Origin of the sequence: Ornithinibacillus halotolerans (assembly GCF_014637405.1) — a bacterium.
In the GTDB taxonomy this organism is placed as follows: domain Bacteria; phylum Bacillota; class Bacilli; order Bacillales; family Amphibacillaceae; genus Ornithinibacillus; species Ornithinibacillus halotolerans.
On sequence record NZ_BMEY01000005.1, the window covers coordinates 178472 to 199442 of the forward strand.

At 34.6% G+C, this 20971-nt stretch carries 23 protein-coding genes and 1 tRNA gene; 23 read left to right on the forward strand and 1 reads right to left on the reverse strand.

The window, feature by feature from the left end; all coding sequences use genetic code 11:
* The first annotated feature begins 58 nt into the window (after positions 1–58).
* The 22 genes from rnmV (at position 59) to IEV35_RS06795 (ending at position 19761) form a co-directional block, all read left to right on the forward strand.
* Positions 59–625 carry a ribonuclease M5 gene (gene rnmV / locus IEV35_RS06690; RefSeq protein ID WP_188383903.1) on the forward strand — a complete coding sequence of 189 codons (567 nt, stop codon included), beginning with the start codon at positions 59–61 and terminating at the stop codon, positions 623–625.
* Entirely contained in the window at positions 618–1514 is an 897-nt protein-coding gene (gene rsmA, locus IEV35_RS06695) for a 16S rRNA (adenine(1518)-N(6)/adenine(1519)-N(6))-dimethyltransferase RsmA (protein ID WP_188383904.1), read from the forward strand. Before rnmV ends, rsmA begins: the two co-directional genes overlap by 8 nt.
* 138 nt (positions 1515–1652) lie before the next feature.
* Positions 1653–2540, forward strand: a complete 888-nt coding sequence (yabG, locus tag IEV35_RS06700) for a sporulation peptidase YabG (RefSeq protein ID WP_188383905.1) — start codon at positions 1653–1655, stop codon at positions 2538–2540.
* 254 nt (positions 2541–2794) lie between these two features.
* Complete coding sequence (veg, locus tag IEV35_RS06705; protein WP_188383906.1) at positions 2795–3061, forward strand: biofilm formation stimulator Veg; 267 nt, start codon at positions 2795–2797, stop codon at positions 3059–3061.
* Positions 3062–3193: 132 nt separating this feature from the next.
* On the forward strand, positions 3194–3367 hold the full coding sequence (locus tag IEV35_RS06710) for a small, acid-soluble spore protein, alpha/beta type (RefSeq protein WP_188383907.1): 174 nt from the start codon (positions 3194–3196) through the stop codon (positions 3365–3367).
* Between the two features lie 115 nt (positions 3368–3482).
* The gene (gene ispE, locus IEV35_RS06715) at positions 3483–4334 is read left to right on the forward strand and encodes a 4-(cytidine 5'-diphospho)-2-C-methyl-D-erythritol kinase (RefSeq protein ID WP_188383908.1); all 852 of its coding nucleotides are present in this window, start codon (positions 3483–3485) and stop codon (positions 4332–4334) included.
* A 63-nt stretch (positions 4335–4397) separates the two neighbouring features.
* Positions 4398–5207: a pur operon repressor gene (gene purR / locus IEV35_RS06720; protein WP_188383909.1), complete on the forward strand. Its 810-nt coding sequence runs from the start codon at positions 4398–4400 to the stop codon at positions 5205–5207.
* Positions 5208–5458: 251 nt separating this feature from the next.
* On the forward strand, positions 5459–5746 hold the full coding sequence (gene spoVG, locus IEV35_RS06725) for a septation regulator SpoVG (RefSeq protein ID WP_047986264.1): 288 nt from the start codon (positions 5459–5461) through the stop codon (positions 5744–5746).
* A gap of 199 nt (positions 5747–5945) precedes the next feature.
* Positions 5946–7331, forward strand: coding sequence for a bifunctional UDP-N-acetylglucosamine diphosphorylase/glucosamine-1-phosphate N-acetyltransferase GlmU (glmU, locus tag IEV35_RS06730; protein ID WP_188383910.1), 1386 nt, complete (start codon positions 5946–5948; stop codon positions 7329–7331).
* Positions 7332–7345: 14 nt separating this feature from the next.
* On the forward strand, positions 7346–8296 hold the full coding sequence (locus IEV35_RS06735; RefSeq protein WP_308419771.1) for a ribose-phosphate diphosphokinase: 951 nt from the start codon (positions 7346–7348) through the stop codon (positions 8294–8296).
* Positions 8297–8425: 129 nt separating this feature from the next.
* A complete protein-coding gene (locus IEV35_RS06740; protein WP_188383911.1) occupies positions 8426–9049 on the forward strand; it encodes a 50S ribosomal protein L25/general stress protein Ctc in 624 nt (207 codons plus the stop codon).
* Between the two features lie 131 nt (positions 9050–9180).
* Positions 9181–9741 carry an aminoacyl-tRNA hydrolase gene (pth, locus tag IEV35_RS06745; protein WP_188383912.1) on the forward strand — a complete coding sequence of 187 codons (561 nt, stop codon included), beginning with the start codon at positions 9181–9183 and terminating at the stop codon, positions 9739–9741.
* Between the two features lie 91 nt (positions 9742–9832).
* Positions 9833–10063: an anti-sigma-F factor Fin gene (gene fin, locus IEV35_RS06750; RefSeq protein ID WP_188383913.1), complete on the forward strand. Its 231-nt coding sequence runs from the start codon at positions 9833–9835 to the stop codon at positions 10061–10063.
* 167 nt (positions 10064–10230) lie between these two features.
* On the forward strand, positions 10231–13749 hold the full coding sequence (gene mfd / locus IEV35_RS06755) for a transcription-repair coupling factor (RefSeq protein WP_188383914.1): 3519 nt from the start codon (positions 10231–10233) through the stop codon (positions 13747–13749).
* A gap of 227 nt (positions 13750–13976) precedes the next feature.
* Positions 13977–14513 (forward strand): stage V sporulation protein T, encoded by a 537-nt coding sequence (gene spoVT / locus IEV35_RS06760; RefSeq protein ID WP_188383915.1) that lies wholly within the window; start codon positions 13977–13979, stop codon positions 14511–14513.
* A 183-nt stretch (positions 14514–14696) separates the two neighbouring features.
* Positions 14697–16241, forward strand: coding sequence for a putative polysaccharide biosynthesis protein (locus IEV35_RS06765; RefSeq protein WP_188383916.1), 1545 nt, complete (start codon positions 14697–14699; stop codon positions 16239–16241).
* 13 nt (positions 16242–16254) lie between these two features.
* Positions 16255–17703 carry a bifunctional methyltransferase/pyrophosphohydrolase YabN gene (gene yabN / locus IEV35_RS06770; RefSeq protein ID WP_188383917.1) on the forward strand — a complete coding sequence of 483 codons (1449 nt, stop codon included), beginning with the start codon at positions 16255–16257 and terminating at the stop codon, positions 17701–17703.
* Between the two features lie 4 nt (positions 17704–17707).
* On the forward strand, positions 17708–17971 hold the full coding sequence (locus tag IEV35_RS06775; protein WP_188383918.1) for an RNA-binding S4 domain-containing protein: 264 nt from the start codon (positions 17708–17710) through the stop codon (positions 17969–17971).
* 53 nt (positions 17972–18024) lie between these two features.
* Complete coding sequence (gene yabP, locus IEV35_RS06780; protein WP_188383919.1) at positions 18025–18327, forward strand: sporulation protein YabP; 303 nt, start codon at positions 18025–18027, stop codon at positions 18325–18327.
* Positions 18324–18923 carry a spore cortex biosynthesis protein YabQ gene (gene yabQ, locus IEV35_RS06785; protein ID WP_188383920.1) on the forward strand — a complete coding sequence of 200 codons (600 nt, stop codon included), beginning with the start codon at positions 18324–18326 and terminating at the stop codon, positions 18921–18923. The genes yabP and yabQ overlap by 4 nt, the downstream gene beginning before the upstream one ends.
* Positions 18924–18927: 4 nt before the next feature.
* Positions 18928–19305 (forward strand): FtsB family cell division protein, encoded by a 378-nt coding sequence (locus IEV35_RS06790; protein ID WP_188383921.1) that lies wholly within the window; start codon positions 18928–18930, stop codon positions 19303–19305.
* A 72-nt stretch (positions 19306–19377) separates the two neighbouring features.
* Positions 19378–19761, forward strand: coding sequence for a S1 domain-containing RNA-binding protein (locus tag IEV35_RS06795; protein WP_188383922.1), 384 nt, complete (start codon positions 19378–19380; stop codon positions 19759–19761).
* A gap of 144 nt (positions 19762–19905) precedes the next feature.
* Here IEV35_RS06795 and IEV35_RS06800 read toward each other — a convergent pair.
* Positions 19906–19979: transfer RNA gene (locus tag IEV35_RS06800), tRNA-Met, on the reverse strand.
* Positions 19980–20111: 132 nt separating this feature from the next.
* Between IEV35_RS06800 and IEV35_RS06805 the strand changes: the two genes are divergently transcribed.
* Entirely contained in the window at positions 20112–20576 is a 465-nt protein-coding gene (locus tag IEV35_RS06805; RefSeq protein ID WP_188383923.1) for a DinB family protein, read from the forward strand.
* The last annotated feature ends 395 nt before the right edge of the window (positions 20577–20971 follow it).

The following is a 20971-nucleotide window of genomic DNA, read 5'->3' on the forward strand; positions in this document are numbered from 1 at the left end:
CTTACCATGTTATATTGGTAAGAGCATATTTTATTTCGTATAAAGCGAGGAAAATACATTGAAAATAAGAGAAGTCATCGTTGTTGAAGGTAAAGATGATACAGCTAAGATTAAGTTAGCAGTTGATGCGGATACGATTGAAACAAACGGTTCAGCAATTAATAAAAATATATTACAGCAAATCAAACATGCTCAAGAAAAACGTGGTGTTATCGTATTCACTGACCCCGATTATCCTGGAGAAAGAATTAGACATATTATTAATCAACACGTCCCAGGTTGTAAACATGCATTTCTAACACGTGACAATGCTCGTGCCAAAAATCCAATTAATAAAAGCCTAGGTATTGAACATGCGTCTATTGAGGCCATTAAACAAGCATTACAAGATGTGTATGAGCTTGCAGAAATAGAGAAAACAGATATAACAAAAGAAGACTTAATGTATCATCAGTTAATTGGAGGACCAAGTTCGAGTAAAAAAAGAGAGAAACTTGGGGAGTTATTACAGATTGGGCATACTAATGGAAAACAATTATTGAAACGGTTAACTATGTTTCAAATTACTAAATCTCACTTTGAAGAGGCTATGCGCAAGGTAAATCAGGAGGAAAATAATGAATAAGAGATATATAGCTACTCCAAGTCGCACAAAAGAAATATTACAGAAGTATCGTTTTACATTTAAGAAGAGTCTTGGACAGAATTTCTTAATTGATGTAAATATCTTAAAAAATATTATTAACCATGCTGGGATTGATGAATCGTCTGGGACGATTGAAATTGGTCCTGGAATTGGTGCACTAACAGAACAATTAGCAATTCATTCAGAGAAGGTCGTTGCTTTTGAAATTGATGGAAGACTTTTGCCAATTTTACAAGACACCTTATCGGATTATGAAAATATTAGGATTATCCATGAAGATATCTTAAAAGCGGATGTCCATTCTGTAATAGATGAGAACTTTAAAGAGCGTCAATCTGTACATATAGTAGCTAATCTACCGTATTATATAACTACACCAATTCTAATGAAATTATTGCGTGAACGATTACCAGTAGATAGTATTACGGTAATGATTCAGAAAGAAGTAGCCGACCGGATGGCTGCAGAGCCAAATAGTAAGAGTTATGGATCATTAACGATCGCCATTCAATACTATACGGAAGCAAAAGTCGTAATGACTGTACCCAAAACGGTATTTATGCCACAACCTAATGTTGAATCCGGTATATTAAATCTTGTTATTAGGAAAGAACCACCCGTGCATGTTGAGGATGAGGAATACTTCTTTAATCTTGTACAAGGCTGCTTCGCCCAAAGGAGAAAGACATTACGAAATAACCTTTCTAGTTACTTTAAAGGAGTCCTAGACAAAGAAGTTATAAATGAAGTATTGGAATCGATTGAGATTGATGGAACAAGACGTGGAGAATCGTTGAATATGCAGGAATTTAGTATATTAGCTAATGCATTTTATCGTATTCAGAATAATAAAGAGAGGATGTCATAATTGATATCCTCTCTTTACTTTTTTTCTTTTTGTTAAACATATAGAGCTATATCATCCATTAAGCACGCTTAGGGCACTTTTCTCATAACCTATATAGGAAGAATAGGATCACTGCTAGTGAGGCTGTGAGGTGGATTTATGGAACGAAGAACAATAGGAGAACTTGTAACAAGAAAAAAATACAATCATGACGTACTATTCCGGATCTCGTCAATTAATCAAGAGCATGCTATTCTCCACGGCGAAGATATTCGGTTAGAAGTTGATGCACCATTAGATGATTTAACAAGAGTCGAAGAAAGAGATCTAGTGAAAAGGCGAAAAAAAGAGAAAGAGCAAGAAGAATTTTCGTACCGTTTATTTAGGCAAGATTACCAACTTATGAAGGAAAAGCGTGATTATCAATCAACAGACGGATATCAGTATGTTGATTATTTTCAATTACCAGCTAAAGTACTGCACCTAGACGGGGATCAAATGTATTTAAGAAAATGTATAGCCTTATATCAACGGTTGGGATTGCAAGTACACGGTGTCCATCTTAACGAAAAGGAAATGTCCTTTCATATTCGTTCATTAATTGAAAAAATTCAACCAAATATCATTGTTATAACAGGACATGATTCCTTCTCAAAAAGTAAAGGAGCAAAAGATGATATAAGAGCATATCGGCACTCTAAATACTTTGTAGAGACAGTAAGAGAGGCAAGAAAAATAACTTCACACTTAGATCAATTAGTTATTTTTGCAGGTGCATGTCAATCTCATTTTGAATCCCTGATTCGGGCTGGTGCGAATTTTGCCAGTTCACCAAAACGGATTAATATTCATGCGCTGGATCCAGTTTACATTGCAGCAAAGATTGCCTACACACCTTTTATGGAAAAGGTAAATGTTTGGGAAGCATTGCGTAATACAATGACTGGAGAAAAGGGGATGGGAGGAGTAGAAACAAGAGGACTTCTTCGGACAGGTCTACCTTATTTACCAAATGATGATGATGAATCGATAGAGTCCAATAGTTAAAAGAATAAAAACTCGGCAAACTTCCTTTAGTGGGTCGAGTTGTTTTTCTAATTGGGTCTAATCCTTATCACTCAAGGTAATTAAAAGTATATTTTGTTAAAAAATATACATATTCTGTTAAAAAATTGCCATAATAATAGCAATGAACATATTTTCTTGTTGACATGAAAAAACATATCTTGTTATAATATAATATTTTATTTGACTTTTATACAAGCGTATGTTATAGTTAAACTACAGTGAGGTGGAGTGTATTGGCTAAAACATTAATCGAAATTAAGCAAGGTCTTGAAGGTCAAATTGGTAAAAGATTGACTTTAAAAGCAAATGGTGGAAGAAGGAAGACAATAGAAAGAACGGGAGTATTAGCAGAAACTTATCCTTCTGTATTTATTGTTGAACTCGATCAAGACGAAAATGCTTTCGAACGTGTTTCATACAGCTATGCAGACGTACTAACAGAAACGGTTGAATTAAACTTCAATGAAGAACATCATAATACAATGATACTGGATCAGTAGCCGGAAGGTTTCTGATCCATATTTTTACTTAAAATTCCCTTCATTCCCTAAATATTACTCGATTAATATGAGGTACTTAGTACAAACTAAAAATGTCGTAACAAGTTATAACAGGAAAGGGGTTGTTCTTTCATGGGTAGACGTGGGATTATGTCTGACCAACTGAAAGAAGAAATTGCAAAAGAGTTAGGCTTTTACGACACGGTGCAAAAAGAAGGATGGGGCGGAATTAAGGCAAGGGATGCTGGGAACATGGTAAAGCGAGCAATTGAAATAGCCGAGCAGAATTTAGAAAGCAGATCATAAATTGGTCTGCTTTTCTTTTTCATTCTTTTTACTATATACAACTGTAGTAAAAGCAGTCGCGCCTCAGTTTTTTTTATGATACAATTTTCATACATGAAAAAAGTAGGTGACGGTAATGACTCACTTTGAAAAAGCACCTGCAAAAATCAACCTGTCCTTAGATGTGTTAAGTAAACGAGACGATGGATATCATAATGTAGAAATGATCATGACAACGGTTGATTTAGCAGACCGAATTGAGTTAAATACGATAGAGGAAGATCGTGTCGAAGTTTCTCTATGGAGTAGATACGTACCAAATGACGAGCGGAATTTGGCATATAAGGCTGCAATGGCCTTTAAAAAGAAATACAACATTACAAAAGGTGTTCATATTAAGATCGAAAAAGTAATACCTGTTTCTGCCGGATTAGGTGGAGGAAGTACAGATGCTGCAGCAGTGTTAAGAGGTTTAAATCAATTATGGAATATGAATATTCCGATAGAAGAACTCGCAGCCTTAGGCTCAAGCCTTGGATCAGATATTCCATTTTGCGTTTACGGTTCAACAGGAATTGCGAAAGGATTTGGCGAAGTAATTGAAAAACTACCACCTCCACCGCCATTTTGGGTTGTGTTAGCTAAACCAGATATTGGAGTATCTACAAAAACGATTTTCGGTCAAGTGAATATGGATGAAATTACTCATCCTAATACACAAGCGGTCATTGATGCTTTATTTGAACAAGACTTCTCAAAACTATGTGCTAATATTGGCAATTCCTTAGAAAGAATAACCACCTCTATACATCCTGAAGTATTACGAATTAAAGAAAAAATGAGACAGGCTGGTGCACCGGGTGTGTTAATGAGTGGAAGTGGACCAACTGTTTATGGAATCGTTGAGCAACACAGTAAAGCCAAGCGAATATACAACAGTTTGAAAGGGTTTTGTCCTGAAGTATACTTAGTTCGATTAATTGGGTAGCCTTGCAGAACACAAATATTGATGGTATGTTTATATAAAATAATTCGGTTTTGAGGTGAAATAATGAAAAGAAGCGGGCGTTTAGTCGCACTAACTAATTTTTTCTTAGAAAACCCAAGAGTGCACAGCAATTTGCCATCATTTGTAGAAATGTTTAATGCTGCTAAGGCTTCCATTAGTGAAGATTTAGATATCATTGATGAACTATTTAGGGAGAAAGGAATTGGATATTTAAAACGTACATCCGGCTCTACTGGTGGTGTTATGTTTATTCCAGAATTATCAAGAGATAGAGGTAATCAATTTATTGATCAATTATGCGACCGTTTAAAAGATCCAAATCGAATCCTTCCTGGTGGCTATTTATATATGAGTGATATATTAGGAGAGCCAAATACTGTCCGTGAAATTGGAAGAATATTCGCCTCAAAGTTCTCCAATCTAGAAATTGAATGTATTGTAACGGTAGCTACAAAAGGTATTCCACTTGCCTATGCCGTTGCTTCTTTCTTACAAGTGCCAGTTGTCATTGCGAGAAGAAATCCACAAGTCACAGAAGGTTCATCAGTTAGCATCAATTATGTTTCTGGATCGTCAAAGAAAATACAGACAATGGTCTTACCAAAGCGTAGTCTACCTGAAGGGACTAATGTTTGTATTATTGATGATTTTATGAAAGCCGGTGGAACAATAAACGGTATGGTGAGTTTGTTAAAGGAATTCAACGCGAATGTAAAAGCAATCGGTGTTCTTGCTGAGGCAGATGATGAAGAAGAGGAAAGAGTCGTTAATGATTACACTTCACTCGTGAAAATATCTAGTGTAGATATTAAAGAGAACTTTATCTCTGTTCAAAGAGGAAACTATATTTAATGTAAGAGACTGCCTAGTAGTTAGGTCAGTCTTTTTTATTTATATCAAGGTTTATTGCACTATATTTTTTCGCATAAGAAAAAACTATAAGTCTATTAAATTATTAGCAAATAGTCAAAATATACTAAAAAAAATGTAATTTTTTACTTTTTGTGTAAATTATTTAAACTTTTTTCAAATTTAAGCAGGAGTTTTCAATTATTTGTAGAATTACATTAATTAACCCAAAAGTACAAAGGTGGTGAAACAGCATGGAAGTAACTGACGTTAGATTACGCCGTGTAAACACGGAAGGTAGAATGCGTGCAATCGCATCTATTACGTTAGATCAGGAATTTGTAGTTCATGATATCCGCGTTATTGACGGAAATAATGGATTATTTGTGGCAATGCCATCAAAAAGAACTCCTGATGGTGAATTCAGAGATATCGCACATCCGATAAACTCTAATACAAGGGCTAAAATCCAAGATGCAGTATTAGAAGAATATCGCCGTGCGGGTGAAGAAGTTGAATTTGAAGAAGCTGGAGCTTCCTAAAAAATGAAACCCTTTACAACTAGAGGCCTAATCTCATACAGATTAGCCTTCTTTTTTTGTTCTTCTCTAATTACTCCAAAAATCACTCCTAATCCCTCGCTATCGGTTGAAATCAACAGTTATTTAAGATATAGTCAAAATGGATATTTATTAGTAGGCAGTATCTTATTTAACCTTTAATAATTGGAGGGAATTCCTCATGTCAAAAAGATTTGCAGTAATTTTAGCAGCAGGTCAAGGTACTAGAATGAAGTCTAAGTTATATAAAGTACTCCATCCTGTTTTAGGAAAACCAATGGTACAACATGTGCTAGAACAAGTAAAAGAAGTTGGACTAGATGAAATAGTAACTGTTGTTGGATTTGGTTCGGATAAAGTAAAAGAGCTTCTTGGTGAACAAACTAAATTTGTCATTCAAGAAGAGCAATTAGGAACGGGACACGCGGTTATCCAAGCAGAAGAATTATTAAAAGATAAAAAAGGAACAACAATTGTTGTTTGTGGTGATACACCGTTAATTACAAAAGAAACATTTAAAAATCTTTGTGAGCACCACGAAAAGGAAGGTGCAAAAGCAACTATTCTTACTGCACAAGCTCCAAATCCGTTTGGTTATGGTCGAGTTGTTCGCAATGATAACAATGAAGTTGAACGAATTGTAGAACAAAAAGATGCAAATCCTAATGAATTATTAATTAGTGAAATTAATACGGGGACGTATTGTTTTGATAATGAGGCATTATTTGCAGCTTTAAAAGAAGTTTCAAATGATAACGCTCAAGGGGAGTATTACTTACCAGATGTTATTGAGATACTAAAAAATAAATCAGAAAAAGTTACTGCCTTTTTAACAGCTAATTTTGATGAGACATTAGGAGTAAATGATCGTGTTGCCTTAGCCCAGGCTGAAAAGACAATGAAACTACGTATTAATGAACAACATATGCGTAATGGTGTAACAATTATCGACCCTGAAAATACGTATATATCACCAGAAGTGCTTATCGAGCAAGATGTAATTATTTATCCGGGCTCTATTATCTCGGGAGATTCAATTATTAAAGAAAATGCCATTATTGGACCTAACAGCGAGATAAAAAATTGCGAGGTAGGAAAAGATACCGTTATTAAACAAAGTGTAGCTACAGATAGCAAAATTGGAGAACGGGTAAATGTAGGTCCATTTGCACATATTCGTCCAGATGCATCCATTGGAGACGAAGCTAAAGTAGGTAATTTTGTTGAAATTAAAAAGGCATCTATAGGTAAAAGTAGCAAAGTTTCCCACTTAAGTTATATAGGTGACGCTGAAGTAGGAAATAATGTTAATATAGGTTGTGGTACGATAACGGTAAACTATGATGGCAAAAATAAATATTTAACTACAATTGAGGACGATTCGTTCATTGGTTGTAATTCAAATTTAATAGCACCAGTAAAAGTAGGCAAAGGCTCCTATGTTGCAGCAGGTTCTACTATAACAAAAGATGTGCCATCAGATGCATTATCAGTTGCTCGTGCTAGACAAACGAATAAAGAAGGTTACGCATCAAGATTAAAAAATAAACTTAAAGATAAAGAATAACGGAGGGCTACGTAATGTCTCAATATCAAAATTCAAATATGAAGGTGTTTTCGCTTAATTCAAATCGAAAACTTGCTGAGGAGATTGCAGACCATATTGGTATTTCTCTTGGGAAGTGTACAGTTACTACATTTAGTGATGGTGAAGTTCAAATAAATATCGAGGAAAGTGTACGTGGATCTGATGTTTATGTTGTTCAATCAACAAGTTCACCAGTAAATCAACACTTAATGGAATTATTAATTATGTTGGATGCATTGAAACGTGCATCAGCAAAAACAATTAATGTTGTTATGCCGTATTATGGATATGCTCGCCAGGATCGTAAAGCACGTTCAAGAGAGCCGATTACGGCTAAACTAGTAGCGGATTTAATTGAAACTGCAGGAGCTGACCGTGTGATTACACTTGATCTACATGCTCCGCAAATTCAAGGATTCTTTGATGGTCCAATTGATCACTTACAAGGCGTGCCGTTATTATCGGACTACTTTGAAGCAAAAAATATGGACGATATTATTATTGTTTCACCTGATCATGGCGGTGTAACAAGAGCGAGAAAGATGGCAGATCGCCTTAAGGCTCCAATTGGTATCATTGATAAAAGAAGACCACGTCCAAATGTTGCTGAGGTTATGAATATTATTGGTAATATTGAAGGGAAAACAGCAATCTTAATTGATGATATTATTGATACGGCTGGAACGATAACATTAGCTGCTAATGCACTTATTGAAAATGGTGCGAAGGAAGTGTATGCATGTTGTACGCACCCTGTTTTATCAGGCCCTGCAATTGAACGTATTGAAAACTCTAAAATTAAAGAGTTAGTAATCACAAACTCCATTCCATTACCTGAGAGTAAGATGAGTGACAAAATTACACAATTATCGGTTGCTCCACTTATTGGTGAAGCAATTATACGGGTTCATGAAGAACAATCTGTAAGTATTTTATTCGATTAATGTTTAATCTCACGGTTAACAGGGAAAATACTATTATGTGGTATACTATAAGATAGAAACTTTTTTTATTAAAAGTTGTCATAAATATTGGGTGATACGAGTTTTACTAAAATTAGGAGGATGATATTGATGTCAGTAATCTTAAGTGCAAGGAAACGAGAGGATCATGCAAGATCGGCAACAAAAGAACTACGTCAAAATGGACAAGTTCCAGCTGTAGTTTATGGTAAAGAAAAAGATTCAAAGTCTATTTCCGTAGATAGTATTGAGCTCCTTAAAACTGTAAGAGATGAAGGAAGAAATGTAATTATCTCACTTCAAATTGAAGGGGACTCACCAGTAAATGTTATGTTACATGACTATCAAACAGATGCGATAAAAGATTCTTTATTACATGCAGATTTCTATATGGTTAACATGTCTCAAGAAATGGAAACTAGCGTATCTGTTCGTTTAGTAGGAGAGCCTGAGAATGGCGTTATTCAACAACCACTCTATGAAGTAACGGTTCGAGCTACACCTGACAATATACCAAATGAAATTACTGTTGATATTTCAAATAAAAGTATTGGTGACATTGTTACAGTAGCTGAAATTGGGGAATCAAGTACATATGAAGTAGTTGAAGAACCTGAAACAGTAGTAGCAAGTGTTCTTGCACCAAATACAAATGCAGATATGGAAGGCCAAGATGAAACTGGCCAAGAACCAGGATTTACAGGTGAAGCACAATCTGAAGCTAATGCAGATTAATAACTAAAATTAATTAAGAATAAAAACTAAAACCCTCCATATAAATAATTTTATATGGAGGGATTGTTCTATTTCCAGGCTGGGATATGATAGTACTTGATAGTTAAATATTAAATAAGGGAAGAATCAAGATGAAATGTATTGTAGGATTAGGAAACCCAGGTAGAAAATATCAATCAACTCGACATAATATTGGATTTATGGTTATAGACGAGCTTTTATCACGTCATAACCTACAATTAAATAAGACCAAATTCAAAGGCAACTATGCAATGGATACCATCCAAGGAGAAAAGGTAATATTACTAGAACCCCAAACATATATGAATCTCTCCGGAGAATCTCTTAGACCGCTAATGGACTATTTTAATATAGATACAGAAGATGTTCTAGTAATCTATGATGACTTAGATCTGCCTACCGGAAAAATACGACTTAGACAAAAGGGTGGACATGGAGGACATAATGGAATCAGATCCATTATTGATCATGTTGGTACAAAAGATTTTAAACGAGTTCGAATAGGTGTAGGAAGACCGACAACTCCAATACCTGTTGTTGATTACGTCCTAGGTTCTTTTCCAAAAGAAGAGCATAATTTAGTTAATGAAAGCATCCAAAAAGCAGCCGATGCTTGTGAACGTTGGTTAGAGAAGCCATTTATTGATGTAATGAATGAATTTAATTCCTAAAGTTGATAAATTGCTACTATAAACAGTATAAATTATATCTTTTCGGATAAACCTATTAACTAGGAATTTGTTTATTCGAGGAGGTATTTCTATGTCTATTGTCTATACATGTAGACATTGTGGGCATGTAATTGGTGAAATTGCAGAAAAGAATATTGACACCAGTATACTAGGTTGGGATAAGTTAAATGAAGAGGAAAAAAGAGAAATGATTCAATATAAGGAAAATGGTGATGTTCAAATTCAAGCCATTTGTGAAAACTGTCAGGAATCGTTAGGTCATCATCCAGAATATCATGAATTAGATTATTTCATACAATAAACTAATATAATAACAAGCTTTGGTTTTATAGCCAAGGCATTTTCTGTTTTATTTTTTTATACCTATCCTATATCATGGGTTTGCCCATGTTATACAAATTTAACTTTTTAAGCAAAATTTATAGAATCAATGCAACGTGTTGGGAAAGTCATAATGGGGGTTTGAATGTGAAAGATATTAGTCATTTTCTAAAGTCTAAAGAAGATATAAGAACAATTATTGATGGTATTGGAGATGGATTAAAAGAACAATTAGTTGCAGGTCTGTCAGGGTCAGCTAGAAGTATGCTTGTAGCAGCAATTGAGGAGTCTTTAAATCGCCCAATACTTCTAATTACATATCAACTTGTTCAGGCACAACAACTATACGATGACTTAACCGTATTTTTAGACGAGGAACATGTTCATTTGTATCCAGTAAATGAACTAATTGCATCAGAAATTGCAATATCTAGTCCAGAATTACGAAGTCAGAGGATTGAAGCGTTAACTAAATGGTCAAGTCAAAAAAATGGCGTTTTGATTGCACCAGTAGCAGCATTGAAGAGAATATTACCCCCACAACATTACTGGGAAAAATATCAATTATTCTTTCAAGAAGGCACAGATATAGAAATAGATTCCTATCTGAACTCATTAATTGATATGGGATTTGAGCATGCATCGATGGTAACAGCTCCAGGAGAATTTAGTCGTCGTGGAGGAATTATCGATATTTACCCAGTTACAGAACCTCATCCGATTCGAATAGAGTTATTTGATACAGAGGTTGATTCTATAAGGTATTTCGATGCAGATACACAACGTTCTTTAGATCGTCTTCATAAAGTAAGTGTAGGCCCAGCAACAGAGTTGTTATTAACGAATGAAGATATATTAAGAGGTGCGGGAAAGTTAGAGGACGCTTTAGCAGCATCTTTAAAAAGTTCAAAATCAAAAGAATCTAAAGAAATGCTAATAGAAGCAATTGATGGTGACATTGAACGATTAAAATCATTAGAACACTATCCAGAGATGTATAAATATATCGGTTTCTTTTATGAAAATCCTGCTAGTTTATTAGATTATCTACCTTCAAATGGAATTCTTATTCTTGATGAGATGTCTAGAATTCAAGAGACAGCTACAAATCTAGACCACGAGGAAGCGGAGTGGTATTCTAGCTTACTAGAAGCGAATCGAATGGTGAAAGATAGCAGATTCTCCTTTGATTGGCATACAATTTGGGGAAATATGAATCGTACTCGAATTTATATGTCTGTATTTTTACGTCATATTCCGAATACAACACCTCAAAATATTGTGAATCTATCTTCTCGTGCGATGCAAGAATTTCATGGACAAATGCATCTTTTCAAAAATGAATTGAAGCGCTGGTCTAAGGGAGATTATTCTGTCATTATTGCGGTACCAAATAAAAACCGGGCAGAAAAGGTTCATTCCATTCTTGCAGATTATGAAATAGAATCAGTAGTTACAGATCAACTCCAACTTCCTGTAGAGCAACCAACAATTGCTGTAGCTAGTTTAAATAGCGGTATTGAACTACCGATGCATAAGCTTGCAGTTGTTACTGAAAGTGAATTATTTAAGAAACAAACAAAACGTCCACGTAAAAAACAAAATATTTCCAATGCAGAAAGAATCCAAAACTATCAAGAGTTAAAAGTGGGCGATTATGTTGTTCACACAAATCACGGTATTGGGCGTTACTTAGGAATAGAAACATTAGAAGTCAATGATAAGCATAAAGACTATATGTTAATTAAGTATTCTGGTGATGATAAGTTATTTATTCCAATTGAGCAAATAGATTTAGTGAAGAAATATGTTGGCTCTGAAGGAAAAGAACCGAAGCTCTATAAATTGGGCGGCAGTGAATGGACAAAAGTTAAGCGAAAAGTTCAAAGTTCTGTTGAAGATATTGCTGATGATTTGATTAAGCTATATGCAGAGAGACAATCACAAAAAGGGTATGCATTTTCATCTGATGGCGAATTACAACGAGAATTTGATGCATCGTTTCCGTATCAAGAAACAGAAGATCAATTACGTTGTATTGAAGAGATAAAGCGTGATATGGAAAATATAAGACCAATGGACCGATTACTATGTGGTGACGTTGGTTATGGAAAGACAGAGGTCGCTATTCGTGCAGCATTCAAAGCAGTTGCAGATGGAAAACAAGTTGCATTTCTTGTGCCAACTACTATCCTTGCGCAACAGCACTATGAAACAATTAGGGAAAGATTTCAGGATTATCCAATTAATATTGGTTTACTAAGTAGATTTAGAACTCCAAAACAGCAAAAAGAGACGATAGATGGTTTAAATCGAGGAGTAGTAGATATTGTAGTTGGAACTCATCGTCTTCTATCTAAGGATATTACGTATCATGACTTAGGGTTGCTAATTGTTGATGAGGAGCAACGATTTGGTGTTAAACATAAAGAAAAAATAAAACAGCTGAAGACGAATATTGATGTGTTAACATTAACTGCTACACCTATACCGCGTACTCTTCATATGTCAATGCTTGGTGTTCGTGATCTATCAGTTATTGAAACACCGCCAGAGAACCGTTTTCCTATTCAAACATACGTATTGGAATATAATCCTGTGTTAATCCGAGAAGCAATAGAAAGGGAAATGGCTCGTGGTGGGCAAGTATTCTTCTTGTATAATCGAGTTGAAAGTATTGATAAAATGGCTAGAGATATTGGCATGTTAGTGCCAGACGCTCGAGTAACAGTAGCGCATGGCCAGATGAATGAATCGGAATTAGAAAACGTAATGCTGAGCTTTTTAGAGGGCGAATTTGATGTTCTAGTAAGTACAACTATAATAGAGACAGGTGTCGATATACCAAACGTAAATACATTAATTGTTTATGATGCTGATCGGATGGGACTAAGCCAGCTTTATCAGTTAAGAGGGAGAGTTGGTCGCTCTAACCGAGTAGCGTATGCGTATTTTACGTATAAAAAAGATAAAGTACTTACTGAAGTTGCCGAAAAAAGGTTACAAGCTATAAAGGAATTTACGGAATTAGGATCAGGATTTAAGATTGCTATGCGTGACCTTTCCATTCGTGGAGCAGGAAATCTGTTAGGTGCACAACAGCATGGTTTCATTGACTCGGTTGGTTTTGACATGTATAACCAAATGCTAACTGAGGCGATTGAGGCTAAAAAGCAAGGAAAAGAAATTGAGGAAGTGAAACCATTTAATCCTGAGATTACTTTAACAATTGATGCATATATTCCAGACACATATATAAAAGATGAAAGACAAAAAATTGATATGTATAAACAATTTCAGACGATACGCTCCAAAGAAGATATCATTGACTTGCAAGATGAATTATTAGATCGTTTTGGAGATTTTCCTACAGAGGTAGAAAATCTGTTTATAGTTTCTGAATTAAGATGGTTAGCTAAGAAGGAACGAGTCGAATCTATTCATGAAAAGAATAATAAGATAGAATTACTTGTCTCTGAAGAAAGAAGTCAGCTAATTGATGGCTCAAAGATTTTTGAATTAGCTAATGAATACGGCAGAGAAATAATGTTAGGGACAGAACAGAATAAATTAAAAGTCATGTATCGCTATTCCAAAGAAAATAAGTTCAAACGCTATGATACAATAAAAGATTTTATTGGAAAAATGGATAAAATTAATCGATAAGTACAATAAATGGTATTTCATGTATACTTCTTCCAAGATGATTTATACTACTAAAACACAACTCGAGTTAACATATAAATAAGACTTAAGTGTAGTTGTGTATGATACTTAAGTTGGTTGTTTAAGGGACATCCAACCCGATAACTAAATCACCACTCGAGTGAAAAATAGTCTTAGCTTCTAAACATAAGCATTAAAAATCATCAAAAGAAAGCGAGGCTTCATACATGAAAGCAACAGGAATTGTACGACGGATTGATGATTTAGGTAGAGTAGTCATCCCAAAAGAAATCAGAAGGACGTTACGTATCCGTGAAGGAGACCCATTAGAAATATTCATTGATAGAGAAGGTGAAGTGATTCTAAAAAAATACTCTCCAATTAATGAATTAGGGAACTTTGCAACCGAGTATGCTCAGGCTTTATTTGATTCACTTCATCATCCGGTATTAATTTGTGATCGCGATGAATTTATCGCTGTAGCTGGCGAGTCTAAGAAGGATTACTTAAATAAAAATATTGGCTCTAAAATTGAAAAGGCAATTGAAGGTCGACTGCAAACATTAGAAACGGAATCGACTACAATAGAACTACTCGCGGGGAAAGAAGAAGAGGTAACATCTTATTGTATAAGCACCATTATAGCCAATGGTGATCCGATTGGCTGTATTGTAATGTTTTCAAAAGACCAAGAAAAACTCAGTGAAGTAGAACAGAAATCTTTGGAAACAGCTGCAAGCTTTTTAGCAAAACAAATGGAATAAAGGGTAACTTAAAGGATGAAAATTAGGTTGAAAACTAATTTTCTCCTTTTTTTATATTCAAGCATTCACTTGTAAAGATAAATAGCTTTAATAGACCGTATTAGTGGCTATCTTCAAGTTTTGGTAACTATGATATAATGAGTAGGAATTTTAAGTAGAGTACACTCTTAAAGGACGTTACATATGGAAACAAACAAGTTTGTTCAAGGTGCATTAATACTAACACTCGCAGGATTAATCAGTAAAATATTGAGTGCTGGATATCGAATACCGTTACAAAACTTAACAGGAGATATTGGCTTTTATATTTATCAACAAGTATATCCAATATTAGGAATTGCACTAGTTTTATCTATATATGGCTTTCCAACTGCCATCTCGAAGTTAGTCGCAGAAAAAGAAGAACTATCGATTAAATACTTTGTTTTTCCTATTTGGATCATTTTATTTGTTATTAGCAGCTTATCGGCAATACTTCTCTTTGTTTACGCAGAGGAAATTGCTCTTTATATTGGAGATAGTAGGTTAATATCTGCTTATCAATTGGCAAGTATCGTTTTACTGATAATTCCTTTTACTACTTTACTGAGAGGTATTTTTCAAGGTAAATCACAAATGAAGCCACTTGCGTACTCACAAATAGGGGAACAGCTAATCCGCGTTTCAATAATTATTGCTATTGCAATAGGTGTTGCAAATTATGGATTAGATGTATATTGGATTGGTACTTATGCGGGAATAGCATCAATTATTGGGGCCTTGGTGGCTTCACTCATATTAGTTATCTTTTTAAGGAAAACCAAGTATCTAAGTAATTTTAAAGAACCTATTCCTTGGAAATATTATGTAAAGACGATTGTATCCTATGGCATTATTGCCTCACTAAGTCACTTGATTCTACTAATTATCCAATTTGCAGATTCATTTACCGTAGTACCGGGACTAATAGAAAAGGGACTTTCCATTGAAGAAGCTATGGAGCAAAAAGGAGTGTTTGATCGTGGACAACCACTCATACAAATTGGGGCAGTTGTAGGTTCATCCTTTGGACTTGCTTTAATTCCTAGTTTGGCAAAAGGGAATATTCCAAAGAAATTTTCTACTTTTAACGAAGATATTGTTAGTTCTATAAAAATAAGTTTTTATCTTGCTTGGGGAGCTTCAGTTGGTTTGGTTTATTTGTTTCCCCATATTAATATATTGTTGTATCAAGATAGTCAAGGCACTCAAGCTTTAACAATTTTAATGGTTGCAGTTTTTTTAAGCGCAATTGTTATTACGGCGAGCTCTATTCTACAAGGTGTGGGACATATTAAATGGACCGCAGTTTTCATATTATTGGCTTTCGCTTTAAAGTGGCTGTTAAATCATTTGCTTGTTCCGCATTTTGGAATTATTGGAAGTTCTATTGGTACTGTAATTAGTTTATTATTTTTAGTCGCTTCTATCTTCTTAAAGTTTAAAAAGAGTTATCCTAATCAAAGAATGTTACCAATCAATTGGAGAGCTTTTATTGCTGCAAATATATGTATGGTTGCATTTTTAATTATTGCAGAGAAGATTATTTATATGGAGTCACTTTCTAGAGGCATACTCTGTATTGTTATTCTTATGATTTCTTTTGTTGGAGCAATAATCTACCTTTACGTATTAATACGACTTAAAGCATTTTCAAATAAAGAATTGTCCTTAATACCATTAGGATCAAAATTAAAAGGAATTAAATAGGAGGACCATTATTATGAAGCATCGAATTGAAGTTATAGGACTTGGTGCTGGAGATATCGAGCAACTTCCATTAGGGATTTATCGCAAATTGACAAGTATAGAGAAAATGCATTTTACCCGAACACTAGACCATCCTGTTATTACTAATTTAAAAGAAGAAGGTGTCAATTTTACTTCTTTTGATTATTTATATCAGAGAGAAAAAGGATTTGAGACGGTATATGAAGAAATAGTAAAGATATTGCTTGAACATGCACAAGAAAAGTCTATTATCTATTCTGTTCCTGGTCATCCAATGTTAGCAGAAAAAACTGTACAATTATTATTGAATCAAGAACAAGTTGAAATAGAAATAGTTGGAGGACAGAGCTATTTAGATCCACTGTTTGCTTCATTGAAAATTGATCCGATTGAAGGATTTCAGTTTATTGATGCTACAGGATTTAAAAGAAGTACGCTAAATTATGAACAGCACCTAATCTTCTGTCAGGTATATGATCGATTTATAGCATCAGAAGTTAAGTTAACCTTATTGGAAGACCTTCCAGCAGAATATCCAATCACGATCATTGATGCAGCTGGTAGTCATATGGAGAAAATCACTACTGTACCTCTTGAAGAATTGGATCATTCCATTGAAGTAAGTAATTTAACGAGTGTATATGTCCCACCAGCAAATGAGTCGTTACGAAACCATATGTTTACCCGTTTGCGAGAAGTGATAGCTACTCTAAGGGGACCTAGTGGTTGTCCTTGGGATAAAGAGCAAACCCATGAATCACTAAGAGAATATGCTATTGAAGAAGTGTATGAACTTCTTGAGGCAATTGATGAACAAGATGATGAAGCAATTGTTGAAGAGCTTGGTGATGTACTGTTACAAGTTATGTTACATAGTCAAATTGGGGAAGATGATGGTTACTTTTCAATTGATGATGTTATAAAGTCAATTACTGATAAAATGATCTATAGACATCCACATGTTTTTTCTACTGAATCCATAGATAATGTTGATGATGTAATCACGAATTGGGAAGCCTTGAAGAAAGAAGAGAAGAAAGATACTAGAAATTCACTGTTAGATGGAATTCCAAAGGGACTACCAGCATTGTTAAAAGCCTATAAATTACAAAAGAAGGCAGCTAAAGTTGGGTTTGATTGGGACAAAGTAGAAGATATTTGGAAAAAGCTTGATGAAGAAATACAGGAAGTAAGGCAAGCCATTGTTAATAAAGAACAGGTGGAAATAGAAAAAGAATTTGGCGATGTACTATTTGTATTAGCAAATTTAACACGTTACTATCAAATCAATCCCGAGAATGCACTTAGTTTAACAAACCAAAAGTTTATCGATAGATTTTCCTATATTGAAAAAGAGTTAACAAAGCAAGGCAAAGAATTAATAGATTCTAGCTTAAAAGAAATGGATAATTTATGGAATCAAGCAAAGGAAAGAGAGTGAGAACATGCGTTTAGATAAGTTTTTAAAAGTTTCACGATTGATTAAAAGAAGAACATTAGCAAAAGAAGTAGCAGATCAAGGTAGAATATCAATTAACGGAATTCAAGCAAAGGCATCAAGTACAGTTTCTGTTGGGGATACTCTTCAAATTAGATTCGGTCAAAAGCTGGTTACTGTAGAGGTTACTTCTTTGAAGGAAACAGTTAGAAAAGATGAAGCAAGTATGTTATACAAAATTATTAAAGAAGAAAAAATAGTAAGCGAATAGTTCTATACTTGTCCCTTCCTTCATAAGTTATTACTGATAAGGAGGAAGCGGATATGAACTATTATGATAAAGAGAATAGTACAAGAGTAACTGAAAAGGAACATCAACTAAAGCTTAAAAACCGTAGACTATTAGAAATTACTGGTGTCAAAGAAGTTGATAGTTTTGACAATGAAGAATTTTTATTAGAAACCGTTATGGGGTATCTAATTATTCGTGGTCAAAATCTTCAACTGAAAAATCTAGATGTCACGGAAGGTATTGTATCAATTAAAGGAAAGATATATGAAGTATCATACGTAGATGAGCATTCTCAGGAGAAAGCTAAAGGATTCTTTAGCAAGCTATTCCGATGACACTAAGTGTCCAATTCTTAACAATGGTTTCCATGATAGGTGGAGGCTTTTATCTAGGAATGGCATTAGATACCTTTCGGAGATTCCAAAGGCACTGGAAACATAATGTGTTTTTAGTGTATTTTATGGAAATTAGCTTTTGGCTCACCCAAGTTTTTATTTTATATTATATTCTGTTCCAAGTGAACTTAGGTGAACTGAGGCTGTATGTATTCGTCGCTTGTTTATTAGGGTTTGCAGCATATCAAGCACTTGCTGTAAACCTATATAAACGGCTATTAGAAAGAATGATAATTATTATTAGTCGCATCTATGAATGGATTAGTAGGTTAATGAAGGCATTGATTATTACGCCGATTAAATATATTTTTCAACTTCTTATTGCTGCAGTCATCTTCCTGTTTAATATGATTTTACACATATTAAAGTTTTTACTAAACTGTATTTATATTCCAATAAAGTGGCTATTTGTTAAGATATATACATTACTCCCGGAAAAATTCAAATTATTTTTACAGCAATTAGCAGGATTTTATAGTAAAATAAAGAATATATGTAACAAGGTATTCAAATTTCTCACTACTAAGAGGAGGTGACGCTATGCAGCAGAAAGAAACAGTCGCAAAATTAAACTCAAAATATATGGATCAATATGATACGTACATAAAAAGGCAAAAGCGTAAAAAGAAGCGACTAATTCGTCGATTAGTGCTCTTCTCTGTTATCGTTCTATTTATTACATCTGGCATGGCGATATATCACTTTCAACAAAGAGCATTACATGCAGAGAAATTAGAACAATACGAAAATCTACAAGGGGAACTAACCACCTTACAAGAAGATTCAGAGAAGTATAAAGAAGAAATTGAACTTCTTAATGATGGAGATTATATTCTAGAAATAGCTCGTACGAAATATTTTCTCTCTAAAGAGGGAGAACTTATCTTTAAAACCCCTGATGATGATACGTCATATTGACACACTTTTAACTTAATAGCTATAATATATAAGTAAAGTCTTTTAAAAATCTTAAGGAGGAGCATTTTTTTTATGTCAATTGAAGTAGGCAGCAAGCTGCAAGGGAAGGTAACCGGTATTACTAATTTTGGGGCATTTGTTGAACTTGAAAAAGGAACAACAGGTCTTGTCCATATTAGTGAGGTTGCTGACAATTATGTAAAGGACATTAATGAACATTTAACAGTGGGTGACGAAGTTGAGGTTAAAGTAATTAATGTCGAAAAGGATGGCAAAATAGGTTTATCAATTAAAAAAGCAAAAGAAAAAAAGCCAGTCCGTCAGAATCCTAGAGAACGTACAGAAACGTTTGAAGCGAAAATGAACCGTTTCTTAAAGGACTCTGAAGATCGATTAGCTTCTTTGAAAAAGCACACGGAATCAAGACGTGGAGGTCGAGGTGCTAGAAGAGGATAGTAGATGCTGTCTACCGGATAATGCTCTGGAATTATTTCATAATATAACCAGCGAACAGCTACTTATAAAGTAGCTGTTTTTGTTATGGTTTGATATTAATAAAAAAAGCTTGTTATCTTAAATTAGATAACAAGCTTTTTCAGATAGCGGCGGAGGGGATCGAACCCACGACCTCACGGGTATGAACCGTACGCTCTCGCCAGCTGAGCTACGCCGCCATATGAATTAGACTTAAGTTAAAGCCAACAAAAATCATAATACATGATTAAATAGGTTGTGTCAATATGTATTTACAAAAATAAAAAATTCTGACAAGATAAAATATAAAATGTGGTAAGGTTGGTGATAAAATGAAAAAACGCCATGAAGTATTGTTTAATCAACTAGAAACGTATCGTAAAGAAACTTTAGATCTCGTAAATGACATAACAGAGGAAGAGGCAGAAAAAATACCTGTAGGGTTTAACAACAATATTCGATGGAATTTGGGTCACATATTTCTTGATCAGTATTTATGGGTTGAAGCTTTAACAAATGAGTCCTCAAATGTAACTAGAACTTTTAATGAATGGTTTGGATTCGGGACAAGCCCTAAAAATTTCGCACCTGAAACACCAAGTTATTTTGAATTGAAAGATTTACTTCTTATTCAGCCAACACAGCTTAGAGAAAAATATGGAAGTCGATTAGAGGAAGAATTTGAACCATTAGAAATGGGAATGTACACGATCGAACAAGTTCTAGCTCGCACCATCTATCATGAAGGATTGCACGCAGCAGCGATATTGTATTTGAAACGATTTATAAGAGGTTGAGACAAAAATAAAAGTTAGACTTAAAAAACGAACAATAAGCATTATTAGCTCCGGGAATATACGTAGACTCCTTGAAAAAAGAAAACCACTTTTTTCTGCGTGCGATGTTTCGCTGTCGAAGCGTTCCTTGTCCTGCGGGATGCAAGGCAGCAATGAAGCAATCTCAAGTAGTTGCCTGGCTCACCAGCCGCCCGCGGCAAGGTAGACACTGCGACGGTCTTTCCGAGCAGATGTCGCCCATGTACTCGAAAGTGAAAGCGAAGTATATTCCCGGAGCGGGTTAGACGCAAATACTAATTTTATTGTTCGGTTTTATCATTAGTCTAAACTCTTGAGTCTCAACCTCTTCTATTGTTGGGAGTACGACGTTCTCTGACAAAAAGAATACATTTATA

What these genes read in the sequence shown, in the direction of transcription:
- IEV35_RS06805 (WP_188383923.1), top strand. Translation starts at nt 20,112, where the DNA reads ATGAAAAAACGCCATGAAGTATTGTTTAATCAACTAGAAACGTATCGT.
- spoVG (WP_047986264.1), top strand. Translation starts at nt 5,459, where the DNA reads ATGGAAGTAACTGACGTTAGATTACGCCGTGTAAACACGGAAGGTAGA.
- IEV35_RS06735 (WP_308419771.1), top strand. Translation starts at nt 7,346, where the DNA reads ATGTCTCAATATCAAAATTCAAATATGAAGGTGTTTTCGCTTAATTCA.
- IEV35_RS06740 (WP_188383911.1), top strand. Translation starts at nt 8,426, where the DNA reads ATGTCAGTAATCTTAAGTGCAAGGAAACGAGAGGATCATGCAAGATCG.
- IEV35_RS06790 (WP_188383921.1), top strand. Translation starts at nt 18,928, where the DNA reads ATGCAGCAGAAAGAAACAGTCGCAAAATTAAACTCAAAATATATGGAT.
- yabN (WP_188383917.1), top strand. Translation starts at nt 16,255, where the DNA reads ATGAAGCATCGAATTGAAGTTATAGGACTTGGTGCTGGAGATATCGAG.
- IEV35_RS06710 (WP_188383907.1), top strand. Translation starts at nt 3,194, where the DNA reads ATGGGTAGACGTGGGATTATGTCTGACCAACTGAAAGAAGAAATTGCA.
- ispE (WP_188383908.1), top strand. Translation starts at nt 3,483, where the DNA reads ATGACTCACTTTGAAAAAGCACCTGCAAAAATCAACCTGTCCTTAGAT.
- rsmA (WP_188383904.1), top strand. Translation starts at nt 618, where the DNA reads ATGAATAAGAGATATATAGCTACTCCAAGTCGCACAAAAGAAATATTA.
- fin (WP_188383913.1), top strand. Translation starts at nt 9,833, where the DNA reads ATGTCTATTGTCTATACATGTAGACATTGTGGGCATGTAATTGGTGAA.
- IEV35_RS06775 (WP_188383918.1), top strand. Translation starts at nt 17,708, where the DNA reads ATGCGTTTAGATAAGTTTTTAAAAGTTTCACGATTGATTAAAAGAAGA.
- glmU (WP_188383910.1), top strand. Translation starts at nt 5,946, where the DNA reads ATGTCAAAAAGATTTGCAGTAATTTTAGCAGCAGGTCAAGGTACTAGA.
- spoVT (WP_188383915.1), top strand. Translation starts at nt 13,977, where the DNA reads ATGAAAGCAACAGGAATTGTACGACGGATTGATGATTTAGGTAGAGTA.
- purR (WP_188383909.1), top strand. Translation starts at nt 4,398, where the DNA reads ATGAAAAGAAGCGGGCGTTTAGTCGCACTAACTAATTTTTTCTTAGAA.
- yabP (WP_188383919.1), top strand. Translation starts at nt 18,025, where the DNA reads ATGAACTATTATGATAAAGAGAATAGTACAAGAGTAACTGAAAAGGAA.
- pth (WP_188383912.1), top strand. Translation starts at nt 9,181, where the DNA reads ATGAAATGTATTGTAGGATTAGGAAACCCAGGTAGAAAATATCAATCA.
- IEV35_RS06795 (WP_188383922.1), top strand. Translation starts at nt 19,378, where the DNA reads ATGTCAATTGAAGTAGGCAGCAAGCTGCAAGGGAAGGTAACCGGTATT.
- yabQ (WP_188383920.1), top strand. Translation starts at nt 18,324, where the DNA reads ATGACACTAAGTGTCCAATTCTTAACAATGGTTTCCATGATAGGTGGA.
- IEV35_RS06765 (WP_188383916.1), top strand. Translation starts at nt 14,697, where the DNA reads ATGGAAACAAACAAGTTTGTTCAAGGTGCATTAATACTAACACTCGCA.
- yabG (WP_188383905.1), top strand. Translation starts at nt 1,653, where the DNA reads ATGGAACGAAGAACAATAGGAGAACTTGTAACAAGAAAAAAATACAAT.